Genomic DNA, 11,880 nt, shown 5'->3' on the forward strand with positions numbered 1-11,880 from the left:
ACCTGGAGACAGCGGCATGGAAGAACAAAGGAAGCTGGTAGCGCGCCCGGCCACCGAGCTGCGGCGCATGATCGGGAGCAAGGAAATCTCTCCGGTTGAACTACTCGATGCGTGCATCGCACAGATCGAACAGGTGAATCCGTTCCTGAACGCGGTCACGGCTACGTGTTTCGATCGCGCGCGCGAGGAAGCGCGTGCCGCCGAACGCGCGGTGCTCGATGGTCAGCCGCTCGGGCTGTTGCACGGCCTGCCATTGGGCGTGAAAGACCTCGAGGCCACGACCGGTCTACTGACCACATACGGATCGCCGCTGTATCGCGACAACGTGCCGGACGAAGACAATGTACTGGTGGCGCGCCTGCGCGCCGCCGGCGCCATTGTCACGGGCAAGACCAATATCCCCGAGATGGGCGCAGGCGCCAATTCGCGCAACGATGTCTGGGGCGCCACGGGCAATCCGTTCAACCCGAATCTCAATGCGGGTGGATCGTCGGGCGGCTCCGCCGCCGCGCTTGCGGCCGATCTGTTGCCCGTGTGTACCGGATCGGATACTGGCGGTTCGCTGCGCATTCCCGCGGCCAAGTGCGGCGTTGTGGGATTCCGCCCGTCACCAGGCGTGGTGCCGAGTTCGCGCAAGCCCCTGGGCTGGACGCCGATCTCGGTAGTTGGCCCGATGGGCCGTACGGTTGCCGATGCCTGCCTGCAGCTTGCCGCATCGGCCGGTGTCTCGGCCGGCGACCCGCTGACGTACCCGCTGGACCCGCTGTCGTTCCTGACGCCGATGCCGGTGGACCTGGGCAGCCTGCGCGTGGCTTATACGGAGGACTTCGGCTGCTGCGATGTCGACGACGGCATCCGGCGCACGTTCCGCGAGAAGATCGCCGCAATGCGCCACCTGTTCCGCAGCTGCGATGCCATCGACATCGATCTTGGCGATACGCACCGCTGCTTCGACGTGCTGCGCGCGGAGAGCTTCGTTGCCGGCATGCGCGATGCCTATGAACGCGATCCGTCGAAGCTCGGCCCCAATACGCGCGCCAACTACGAAATGGGCGCGCGCATGTCGCTGGTGGACAGCGCCTGGGCCCAGGCCGAACAGACGCGCATCCTGCAGCGCTTCCAGAAACTGTATCGCGACTACGACGTGATCCTGTCGCCGACCACGCCTCTGTCGCCGTTCCCGTGGACGTCGCTCTATGCAGAATCGATCAACGGCGTGAAGCAGGAGAACTACTACCGCTGGCTGTCGCTGACCTATGTGGTCACGCTGACCACGCATCCGGCGCTGTCGCTGCCGTGCGGCCGAGACCATGCGGGCATGCCGTTCGGCCTGCAGATCGTAGGCGGCTTCCGCAAGGATCGCGAGACGCTCGGCATTTCCTACGCGATGGAGCAGGCATTCGCTGGCATTCCCACGCTGCGCCGACCGCTGCCGGACCTGGCCATGCTCGAGCCGGCCGTGCCTGCGCTAACGTCTATCGTGACCGCACCGCCTTTGATCGGGGCGAAAGTGAGGCAAGGCCGAGCGGCAACGGCCGTGTAGGGCCAGAGCGCCAGGCAATGGATCGGTCGCCTGGCCCACGTTTACGCCTTTAAGCGACTCAGCGATACGGTCAAACAGAACGCCGATAACTCCGCGACACTCGCCGAGTCCACCGAAGCTTTCGATCGTTGTGATGCTGTCGGCGATCTTGGTCGAGCTTTCTACAATATCCTACATCGTGGTGATGAACTGCGACCTGACTCCCTAGCGCGCCTACGACTTACTGGTCCAGCCGATCCGGTGCCGCTCCTGCGTGGCCTCGTGTCGCGCATCCTCTTCGCTGTGCAGATAGGCGTTCGTGGTTGCCCTTGCCGGTCACCTCCAGCCACCAGCGCTCGATCCCCAGGGCATCGCGGCGGCAGAGCAACGCGCCCATGGTGGTGGCCGTCAATTCGGAGGCACGCAAGCCGCCCAGGTAGAGCACCGTCAGCACCCACCGGCAGCGCGCCGCGTGCAGCCTTTCCCGGCATGTCGGCACTTCCGGGTCTGCGGTCAATCAAGTACTGAACCAGCGTATGGGCAAGCGTCAACAAATGCGCTGGTCGCAGAACGGTGTCGATTTGCTCGCCCAGTTACGATGTGGCGTGATCAGCGGTGACCACGTCGAGAGACTTTTAGACTTTCAAGGTATGAGCCACCAACGGAACCCTTGACAAGGGAAACAATTGAGTTCTTGGAGCAATTGGGCCTTACCTCGGAGCTACAACCCCAAGGTTTTTAACGCTCCCGGGAAACAGTGGAGGGCCCTTCCCAATTGCGGTTGGCTTGCCTTCTTCCTTACACGCCTGACCGAGTCAGCAGCTCTCCGGCAGATGTGCCGAGCACGCTCGCGATCCTAGCCAAGTTGAGCACTGTCAGATTGTGTTCACCCCGCTCAATGCCGCCGATGTAAGAGCGGTCCATATCTGTCGCGAGCGCCAATTCCTCTTGGGAAAACCCTTGGACCTTCCGAATAGCACGGACCGTCTTGCCAATGGATGCAAGCACGGGATTGCCAGAGTGTTTCGGTGAGGGTCTCGCCATGCGCCAATGGTCGCAATTTGACGGATCCGATACCACGGGATAGGATACCCAAAAAACGAACCTGTTGCGGCCGTGGCCCTCACGGTCCCTATACGCGAACTACGGTGCGCCAAGTTCAGAGTGACGAGCGCCCAGCCCTTGTATCGCCTTGCCCCGGCAGTGGCGTGAATTTTTCAGGAGCATCAATGAACCCAACCCTAATCACCGAGGAGCAACGTGTGCAGCTGCTCGCCAACGGCCACAACGGCTACGCTGTCGACCACCTGCCGGTGGTGCGGCTGTTCACGCCGGACGCGCATGCGAGCTGGCTACTGGCCGCGCTCGACGCGGCCGACGGTGACACCGCCTACGGTCTGTGCGACGTGGGTATCGGCATGCCCGAACTGAGCCATGTGAAGCTGTCCGACCTCGCATCCATCGTTGGGCCGCTTAAAAGGCCGATTCTTCGCGACCGGTACTTCCGGCCTACGCGACCGCTATCGGCGTATGCGCAGCTGGCGCAGCTCGACGGTTCGATCCCCGACTGACCGAACCGGCTGGCACACCCTGGTAGGCCGGCCCGAGAGGCCCTGCGCCGCCTCATTGGTTGCACCATGGGCCGCCGCTGCTGCTCAGAGCAAAGAACATGGAAAGACCGATAAGGCGGGACCTGAGGCGCTTGCTCTAGCCCCGGAAGATCCAAAGCCTGACGCCTCTAGGCGATATCTCGTTGACGAGCTGGTAGAGCTGCTGTGAGAAGAGCCCCCGCCTGAGATACGGCTTGATGACTCAGCGGCTGGCCGTTTCCATGCAGGCGTGGCGCATCGGACGATGCCGGGGCGGCATCGCTCTCGGGCGACCGTCCGGGTCTTGGCCTCAGAAGGCGAGCCCTAATCGAAGTCCGTTTGATCACTACCCGACGAGGACTGAACGTGAATCCACAACAAGAACCGCAGTTGAAACCCCTGAACGCACCGGGCGGCGTCTTTCCCGTTCCGGCACGCACGCTGGCTGCTCGCGACTACAAGACCTTGGCCCTGGCTGCCCTTGGCGGCACGCTCGAATTCTACGACTTCGTCATCTACGTCTTCTTCGTCACGGTGCTGGGGGCGCTATTCTTCCCGGCCAACATGCCTGACTGGCTGCGACAACTGCAGACCTTCGGCATTTTCGCCGCGGGCTACCTGGCACGCCCGCTGGGCGGCATCGTGATCGCGCACTTTGGTGACCGGCTTGGCCGCAAGCGCATGTTCACGCTCTCGATCTTGCTGATGGCCGCGCCCACGCTGATGATCGGCCTGCTGCCCACCTACGCCAGCATCGGCGTAGCGGCGCCGCTGCTGCTGCTGGCGATGCGGGTGCTGCAGGGCGCGGCCATCGGTGGCGAGATGCCCGGAGCCTGGGTGTTTGTCGGCGAACACGTGCCGAGCCGGCATTACGGTTTCGGCATCGGCACGCTGACCGCTGGCATCACGGGCGGCATCCTGCTGGGGTCGCTCGTTGCTGTCGCCATCAATCGCCATTACTCGCCTGAGCAGGTGAGCGATTTCGCCTGGCGCATTCCCTTCCTCCTGGGCGGTGTCTTCGGGCTTGTGTCCGTGTACCTGCGCCGGTTCCTGCATGAGACCCCCGTGTTCCGCGAGTTGGCTGAGCGCAGCAATCTGGCGCGCGAACTGCCGATCCGCACCGTGCTGCGCGATCACCGCTCGGCCAGTCTGTTCGTCGCACTGCTGACCTGGGTACTTTCCACCTCGATCGTCGTGGTCGTGCTGTATACACCCGCCTACCTGCAGAAGGTCCACCACATACCCGCCGCGCTTGCGCTCGAGACCAATGCGTTCGCCACCCTCACGCTGACCATCGGCTGCATGATTGTCGGGTGGGCATGCGACCGCATCGGCATCCGTGCCGTCATGCTGATCGGCTGGGGCGGACTCTTCATGACCGCTTACCTCTTCTACGGCAGCCTGCCCGGCACGCCTGCCACGCTGTTCTGGCATTACGGGCTGCTGGGCCTGTTCGTCGGCACCATCGCCACCGTGCCGATTGCCGGCGTGCGCGCCTTTCCCGCACCGGTGCGCTTCACGGGTCTCTCGTTTGCTTACAACATGTCTTACGCAGTCTTTGGCGGCCTCACGCCGATGATCCTCACGCTCTGGCTACAGCACGACACCATGGCGCCTGCTCACTATGTGGCAGTACTGGCCGCTTTCGGGTTTTCGCTTGCGCTCTGGCCCCTCGCCAGGTGCGGCCATGCCATGCGCAATGGCGTGGCCAGCACAGCTGGCCACGCCGGTCGATAACGAAGGAGAAACGATATGAACGCGACGGAAAACACGCCACCAGTACGCCTGCTGACCCCCGCCGAGCTGGCTGTCTGCATCAAGGTGTTCCGCGACGCCCGGCAATGGACTCACGAGCAGTTGGCCGTGATCGCCGGGCTCAACGTGCGAACCGTTCAGCGCGTCGAACAAGGCTGGCCCGCCGGCCCCGACACCTGCCGGGCGCTGGCCAGCGCGTTCGATTTCCTGGACATCGACGCGCTCAACAAGCCATTCGCGATTCCACCGGAAGACGAACTCAAGGCTGCGCAGGAACAGTTCGACCAAGAGCACGTCACCTTCGCGGCGATTCCGCTGACCACGGGTAAGCAGTTGACGGAGCTGGCGCAGACCAGCACGATGGACATGTCGCAGCTGGCCTTCGAGATGGGCGGCGAAGCGGATAAACGCTTCGCCGCGCTGATGGAATATTTCCGCAACTACCGGGATGGCCTGGACGCCTACAGCGAAGCGCAGAAGCGCGAGGCGTCTGACACGATGCAAGCCAACATCGATGTGCTCAAGACCCTTGGCGTTTCGCTATGCTATGCCGAGCGCAAAGTGCTGCTGAAGGGGGGCTCGGACCCGGACAGGCCAATGCCAGCTAACGTCCTGTACGTGATCGGGTTTCCGCTCGGCAAGGAACCCAAGCTATTCGCCACGCCAACTTCCGTTGATATTCGTCTGTAGGCTGAAGGGCCAAGATTCACGCTTGCCAGCGCCGCTCTAAGCCGCCCTGGCGATTCGCCGTACGATGGATGGACGCCCATTGCCGCGGCCGTAAGTTGAATCTCCAAACGGCATCCCGCGCAACTGCCGCCAAGTACGGATGCGGCAGCCAGCGGGCAGGCGGTACATGATGCTCGACTGTTCGAGCTTCGCTGCCGAAACGTGGATGGTAAGCGGGCCGCCACGTACAGAGCTCGAGAGGGTATGGCGCCCACAGCCCTACATGAACTAGCCGAACAATGCCGTGCTATCCCCACGGGATAGCTGGCACACCAAGCCTTCCATGCCCGTCCAGCCGACACGCTTCACGGCGCTGGAACAGGCGGACTTCCAGCGACTGGAACACGCAGCCTACCTAAAAGGCCTTTTACAACCTTTTAAAGGTAAGGGGAGTCTGGAGGCATTGGGCCAGCCAGTACCTGGCGCTGCGCGACAGCTTGATCGTCCTGGCACAGCGGCGCGTGCTGCCCCAGGCGAGGGCCTACCCCTTCAACCTGCTCGATGTGCAACTGGCCCTGCAAACCACTGGCGCAGGGACGACCGTCCTGCGCTGGCGCAATATTGACCGCTCATCCTCGGGCGTGGCCTTGTGGGAATCGCTGCTCGGCCACCCCGCAATACCGGCCTCGCTGATCGACGACCTGTACGCGATGGAGCTGCAGCGCATCGCGCTGAACATGCAGATCAGCCTGACCCACAGCATCGCCCGCCACGCCAAGGAATGCGCTAGCAACATGGCACAGGCCGAGGCGATTCACCTGCGGCGTATCCTGGGCTATCCCCTGGGGATAGTTCCACTGCGGTCCACGGGGTTCCACCCGCCCTCCCGAGACGAGTTTCCCGCCCCGCAGGCTGCCGCCATCGACGCATACCACTGCGGCAACCGTTTTCCATCGATCATAAATCGGTATCCATGCCGTCCGGCTTTCTTGCTGCCGGTCTCATTCGGCGCAGTCATGCTGTCGCCCATCAAATGAACCGCTCATTTACAAGGAAGCTTCATGCCCGGAGGCAGACGCCGACGCTGAAGACCTCGGAGGGCAGCGCGGCGCATCGCGCTGGCGGCGTGCATCTTCTAGTCCATTGAATCACTGGATGTATCGTGACCACATGCTTGGGCATGCAAACAACGATGCGGACGAGCGGACAACGTACTGACCTGGAGGCCGTCATGCGCGAGCGCCACGGCAATGCGGCCCTTGCGTGACGCGCACTCTGTGTGTTGCTTTGGGCCGATGGAGAACGCCGGGTAATACTCGCTCCAAGCTTGCTTGCAACGACGGATTCATCTCGCGATGGACGTCGGCGTAAGAGGCGCAAGGGCTGGCCGGTCTGGTGTCGTTCCATCTTGGCAGGGCGCCCAAGCGCCCGGCGGCCAAGCTGGAGGCGCGTGTGTTGGAGCGAACTTGCATACTCTATTTCAGTCTGATTCAAGACGACCGCGGCCCAGATCGACATATTTCAGCGCCGCATGGAAGACAGTCCAACCTTTCCGTGGCTCTCGGCGATCTTTCGGTGCCGGCGACAATCTACGTCTGGCTGATTGGGGAAGAAGAGGGCAGCACAGCCTGTTCTGGTCGCCGGAGCAAACGGCAGCCAGACGGCCAACCCTATCGCTCCGCCCATCGTGCCGCCTCGCACTCGTGCAGATTAAGTCCCGGACGCTGCTGAGAGCTGGCCTTCTGTCGTGAAGTGTAGTAAAGATGGCTCTCCAGCACTTTGTGTGACGGCCGCGTCGAGGGCTTGATTTCGGGCCGATCTGGCCCTACGTTAATCGTTACCCTGAGCCAAGTTCTCGGTGGGATCGATCGTATTCTCGCCCGTGTGGGTAAGCGCGTCGTCTCCAGCGACGCGCGAGGGGAAACCATCACTGTCGAAGCCTGCAGTAAGGTTCGTGCGGCAACTTGTCCTGCTTGCCGCTGTTGGAGTAACCGACGCCACGGCAGCTATGTGTGCAGGCTGGAAGAACGTCAGATGCTCGAGCAGCGGGTTGTTCTCGCCGTTGAGGTGCGTCGCTTCAAGTGTGCGAACGCCGGCTGCCCGCGTCGTACGTTTGCCGAGAACATCCACGCCTTGGCCGGTCGGCACCAACGTCGTACGCAATCGCAGGCTCGGGCGTTGCACGCGCTGGGCCACGCCCTCGGTGGTGAAGCGGCGGCCCGGCTTGCTAACGTCTTGGGCTTGCGCACCAGTGCCGACACCGTGCTGCGGGAGTTGCGAAGAGCTCCTGGGCGCAAGCGCAAACCACGACCGCGGGTCGTCGGCATCGATGACTGGGCGATCGCGCGTGGTCACCAGTACGGAACGATCATCGTCGACCTGGAGCGACGTGAGCCGATCGCAGTGTTTGCCGGCAGGGAAGCAACTGCGGTGACCGCGTGGATGCGTGCGCACCCATCGATCGAGATCGTCGCCAGGGATCGGTCCGGGGCCTACTCCGAGGCGGTCGACATTGCGCTGCCGGCAGCCAAGCAAGTCTCCGATCGCTGGCATCTGCTGTGCAACCAGCGCGACAACGTCGAGAGGCTGCTATACCGACTCGGGCCGCAACTGCGCCAAGCCGCGCAGCAAGTCGAGGTCGGTGGCGTGACCCTGGGCCGGCAGCGAGTGCTGAGCCGCAGTCACTGTGGTCATGGCAGCGCCTGAGCGATCAGCGACGCGCCACGCGGCTGGCGCTGTACGAGCGGGTGATGGCGCTACGCGCCCAGGGCGGCCCGATGAAAGGAATCGCGCGCGAGCTCTCAATTGACCAACGAACCGTGCGCAACTTCGTCACCGCGGTGGCATTCCCCGAGCGCGCACTCAGAGCGCGGAGTCCGACGCCTTTGGATCCCTATCGCAGCTATATCGAGGAACGAATCGCCCAAGGCTGTCGCTTTCCTGAACTGATCTGGAAAGAACTCAAGCAGCAAGGCTATACGGGCAGTCGCGCCGCCGTGCGGAATTGCGTGGTTCGCCTCCTCTTTCCGCAGAGCAAGGTACCGCTCCTCCAGGCACCCGTGCGGACGATGCCGTGCCCGTCGGCCCGGCGCTTGTTCGGATGGCTTGTCGGTTGGAGGAAGCTCGCCGTCGAGGAACCCAGGAGCGCGGACCACGAGCGCTTCGTGCAGGCGCTGTGCAAGATCGAACCCGTGGTGGGCGAGGTCCGCAGCCTCGCGCGAGAGTTTCTCGGGCTCATGCACCGGCGAAGTCCGCGGCAGTTCGATCGATGGTTGAAGCGTCTGTCGCGCTGCGACGCTGCGGAAATGCGCAGGTTCGCGCAAAGCCTGCGCGCCGACTTACCGGCTGTGCGGGCGGCCTTCAAGCTGTCATGGAGCAACGGCCAGACCGAGGGTCACGTCAACCGGCTCAAGTTCCTCAAGCGCCAGATGTATGGCCGCGCGAACATCGAGCTTCTGCGGCTGCGGGTATTGAAGCCAAGCTATACCGCTAAACCGGCCTGCCTTGTCCTGCTGGACCCGCTAGTCCGGTCGCCATCGCAGGCGGGTGAGCTCGTACGGCCAGGACGAGCCTGGCGGGCTCGCCCACGTTTGTCACAAGCAGGAGAATGGTGGTAGTGGGGCGGGGGAGACGACGGCAAGGTCCTCCACGCGAGTTCGCCGTCGTCACACAAATTGCGGAAGACCCGACTTTCCTTTGTTCTACGGCGGTGGAATGGGTGTTGCAGCACGCGGAGCCCCCTCAAGCATAGTGTCCTAGTTCTGGGTCGGCGGCAGATAGGAATGCCGCCTCATCATACGGCTGCTTGCAGGGAACAGGTCGACTTTTTGCGCAACCTGACGCTTAGCTGGGCAGAAGCAACTCATCATCACGGCTTGGTCTACCCGGGAACGGCGTTACTTGTGACGCTCTTTCCCGGGGATGCATGTCAGCGACGCAGTTGGGCCCTCTACGTGGCCGGCGCGTGCATCCTCGCGATCGGTCTAAAAAGGCTGTTCGACCGGTCTTCGCAAATGCCCTCAAAGCCGTTGCTCGAAAGCAGGCGGATGTTGACCAATGGTTAGTTGCTGCATTGTCGCCATGAAGTCGACTAGAACTGTGCTTCGACGGAGGTGATTCAGGCGTTCGTGCCTGGAACGACGAATTTGAAGGTTGCAGTATTGCGCCGGCAATATTTGGCAGTCCAAAACCATCATACCTCCCGGAGGTATGACCCTTCTATGACCCCTTGTCCGTGCGAGGCACATAGGGAATCGCCTCTTCCTCGTAGAGTTGATAAATCAGTTCCAGCATTTCCTTGATGTCACGCGACTCATCCATCGCACGCATACTCATGATAATGGGCGAGGTGAGGGTTGGGTCGTCCAGTTCCATGTAGCTCACGTCGTCGCGCTTCAGCCCATAGACGCTGCTGGGGACGACTGAAATCCCTTCTCCCGCCGCGACAAGCCCCAATGCAATCTGCAACTCGCGCACGTCATAGATGCGCCGAGGCGTAAGGGCTCGCTCCTGGAAAGCCGACAGAACCTGGTCCGCGTAGCTTGGCCTCGGTGCCTTGGGGAAAACAATGAGTGTTTCGTAGATGAGGTCCCGAAGCGCGAGCACCGGCTTCGACGTTGAGAGCGGATGACCGACGGGAAGTGCAACGATCATTTTCTCCTCGCGGAGAATCACCCGGCGGATGTTCGCATCCTCGTGTCGAATCCGACCAAACCCTACATCGATGCGTCCGTCCTTGAGGGCGCGAATCTGGTCCATCGTCGACATCTCGTGGAGGCTGAGCTCGACCGACTTGTTCTCGTCCCGGAATCGCCGAATGATCTTTGGAAGCATGCCGTAGAGCGTGGACCCCACAAAGCCGACGGACAGACTGCGCTCGATGCTGCCAACGCGCCTTGTCATTGATTCCAACTCGTTCGTCTGCGCAATGAGATGCACTGCGTGCGAGTAAAAAAACTTGCCTGTCTCGGTGAGCTTGAGCGGACGAGAGCTTCGTTCGAATAGCTGCACCCCCAGCGATTCTTCGAGCTGCTGTATTTGGCGGCTTAACGGCGGCTGCGCAATGTGGAGCCGCTTTGCTGCGCGCGTGAAGTTTCGCTCTTCGGCAACCGCTACAAAATAGCGGAGATGTCGCAGCTCCATACAATACCTCCGAGATATGATCCGATACTAAAACGGTGTTGGACTGACCTGTTTGCCATCCTCTATTCTGCCATCACGCTCTGTTTCGTCGCCGCATTATACCTTCTGAGTACACTCAGACCGGCCTGAAACAAGGGTTTACCCCACCAAAACACAGAAAGTTTAGGAGCAGACATGAGTGTCAAAGTGTTCGACTCGAAGGAAGTGCAGGACCTGCTGAAGGCCGCTGCTAATCTGGGAAGCCAGGATGGCAACGCTCGTACCAAGCAGATTACTCATCGTCTGCTGAGCGACCTCTTCAAGGCCATCGACGACTTGGACATGACGCCCGACGAGATTTGGGACGGTGTGAATTACTTCAACAAGCTCGGACAAGATGGTGAGGCGGCCCTCTTGGCCGCTGGCCTTGGTCTCGAGAAGTATCTCGACATCCGCATGGATGCAGAGGACCGTGAAGCTGACATCCACGGTGGCACGCCGCGCACTATCGAAGGCCCGCTGTATGTTGCTGGCGCCCCGGTGCGCGATGGCGTCTCTAAGATTGATCTCAATGCCGACGAAGACGCGGGTCCGCTCATCATCCGTGGCACGGTGACCGGACCGGACGGCAAGCCCGTGGCCGATGCGGTCGTCGAATGCTGGCACGCCAACTCCAAGGGCTTTTACTCGCACTTTGATCCGACCGGCGCGCAAGACGATTTCAACCTTCGCGGCGCGGTGAAGACCGGGGCTGACGGCAAGTACGAGTTCCGCACGCTGATGCCCGTTGGCTACGGCTGTCCGCCGCACGGCGCCACGCAGCAGTTGCTTGACGTGATTGCCCGCCACGGCAACCGCCCGGCGCACGTACACTTCTTCGTAACGAGCGACAAGACTCGCAAGCTCACGACGCAGATCAACATCGAAGGCGATCCGCTGATCTGGGACGACTTCGCTTATGCGACTCGCGAAGAGCTTGTGCCGCACGTTGTCGAGAAGACGGGCGGCGCTGCGCTCGGCCTCAAGGGCAACGCGTACAAGGAAATCGAATTCAACATCGAGCTGACTCCACTGGTGCAAGGCAAGGACAACCAGCTTGTGAATCGCCCTCGCGCATCCGCCACGGCATAACCTCTCACGCGGCGGCCTCTCTCGCCAGGCCGCCGACTTCTCCGCACGAACTATCTGAACCGAGGCCAAAGGGCTTGACCACGAAGCTCGCAT

8 protein-coding genes and 4 pseudogenes are annotated in these 11,880 nt (G+C 62.0%); 9 read left to right on the forward strand and 3 right to left on the reverse strand.

Going from position 1 to position 11,880, the window contains the following annotated elements; translation table 11 throughout:
• Nucleotides 1-16 precede the first annotated feature (16 nt).
• Nucleotides 17-1,543 (forward strand): amidase family protein, encoded by a 1,527-nt coding sequence (locus AC10V3_RS35280; protein WP_041682319.1) that lies wholly within the window; start codon nt 17-19, stop codon nt 1,541-1,543.
• Nucleotides 1,544-1,832: 289 nt separating this feature from the next.
• Here the strand turns inward: AC10V3_RS35280 and AC10V3_RS35285 are convergent.
• Nucleotides 1,833-2,015: pseudogene (locus AC10V3_RS35285) on the reverse strand (tyrosine-type recombinase/integrase); the annotation flags it as partial.
• Between the two features lie 13 nt (nt 2,016-2,028).
• On the opposite strand from AC10V3_RS35285, the pseudogene AC10V3_RS35290 reads away from it, so the two are divergent.
• Nucleotides 2,029-2,271, forward strand: a pseudogene (locus tag AC10V3_RS35290) (ISKra4-like element ISBte2 family transposase); the annotation flags it as partial.
• 49 nt (nt 2,272-2,320) lie between these two features.
• Here AC10V3_RS35290 and AC10V3_RS35295 read toward each other — a convergent pair.
• Entirely contained in the window at nt 2,321-2,566 is a 246-nt protein-coding gene (locus AC10V3_RS35295; RefSeq protein WP_041682318.1) for a helix-turn-helix domain-containing protein, read from the reverse strand.
• A gap of 185 nt (nt 2,567-2,751) precedes the next feature.
• On the opposite strand from AC10V3_RS35295, the gene AC10V3_RS35300 reads away from it, so the two are divergent.
• From AC10V3_RS35300 to AC10V3_RS35325, 6 genes and pseudogenes are all read left to right on the forward strand, one after another.
• Entirely contained in the window at nt 2,752-3,093 is a 342-nt protein-coding gene (locus AC10V3_RS35300; RefSeq protein WP_022540415.1) for a DUF2958 domain-containing protein, read from the forward strand.
• 384 nt (nt 3,094-3,477) lie between these two features.
• Nucleotides 3,478-4,848, forward strand: a complete 1,371-nt coding sequence (locus tag AC10V3_RS35305; protein ID WP_490924482.1) for an MFS transporter — start codon at nt 3,478-3,480, stop codon at nt 4,846-4,848.
• A 15-nt stretch (nt 4,849-4,863) separates the two neighbouring features.
• Nucleotides 4,864-5,556 (forward strand): helix-turn-helix domain-containing protein, encoded by a 693-nt coding sequence (locus AC10V3_RS35310; protein WP_022540413.1) that lies wholly within the window; start codon nt 4,864-4,866, stop codon nt 5,554-5,556.
• A 322-nt stretch (nt 5,557-5,878) separates the two neighbouring features.
• Nucleotides 5,879-6,085 (forward strand): annotated as a pseudogene (locus AC10V3_RS35315) (DUF3158 family protein); the annotation flags it as partial.
• Nucleotides 6,021-6,572, forward strand: a complete 552-nt coding sequence (locus AC10V3_RS35320; RefSeq protein ID WP_490924660.1) for a DUF3158 family protein — start codon at nt 6,021-6,023, stop codon at nt 6,570-6,572. The pseudogene AC10V3_RS35315 and the gene AC10V3_RS35320, both read left to right, overlap by 65 nt.
• A gap of 805 nt (nt 6,573-7,377) precedes the next feature.
• Nucleotides 7,378-9,017 (forward strand): annotated as a pseudogene (locus tag AC10V3_RS35325) (ISL3 family transposase); the annotation flags it as partial.
• 736 nt (nt 9,018-9,753) lie between these two features.
• Here the strand turns inward: AC10V3_RS35325 and AC10V3_RS35330 are convergent.
• On the reverse strand, nt 9,754-10,677 hold the full coding sequence (locus tag AC10V3_RS35330; RefSeq protein WP_022540410.1) for a LysR family transcriptional regulator: 924 nt from the start codon (nt 10,675-10,677) through the stop codon (nt 9,754-9,756).
• Between the two features lie 174 nt (nt 10,678-10,851).
• Here AC10V3_RS35330 and catA point away from each other — a divergent pair, with 174 nt between their 5' ends.
• Entirely contained in the window at nt 10,852-11,787 is a 936-nt protein-coding gene (gene catA / locus AC10V3_RS35335) for a catechol 1,2-dioxygenase (protein WP_490924483.1), read from the forward strand.
• Nucleotides 11,788-11,880 lie beyond the last annotated feature (93 nt).

The sequence above is a fragment of the Cupriavidus sp. PB-02 genome, from assembly GCF_058252315.1.

Excerpts from the sequence above, each read along its gene's own strand:
- AC10V3_RS35280 (WP_041682319.1), top strand. The coding sequence starts at position 17 with ATGGAAGAACAAAGGAAGCTGGTAGCGCGCCCGGCCACCGAGCTGCGG.
- AC10V3_RS35295 (WP_041682318.1), bottom strand. The coding sequence starts at position 2,566 with ATGGCGAGACCCTCACCGAAACACTCTGGCAATCCCGTGCTTGCATCC.
- AC10V3_RS35300 (WP_022540415.1), top strand. The coding sequence starts at position 2,752 with ATGAACCCAACCCTAATCACCGAGGAGCAACGTGTGCAGCTGCTCGCC.
- AC10V3_RS35310 (WP_022540413.1), top strand. The coding sequence starts at position 4,864 with ATGAACGCGACGGAAAACACGCCACCAGTACGCCTGCTGACCCCCGCC.
- AC10V3_RS35330 (WP_022540410.1), bottom strand. The coding sequence starts at position 10,677 with ATGGAGCTGCGACATCTCCGCTATTTTGTAGCGGTTGCCGAAGAGCGA.
- catA (WP_490924483.1), top strand. The coding sequence starts at position 10,852 with ATGAGTGTCAAAGTGTTCGACTCGAAGGAAGTGCAGGACCTGCTGAAG.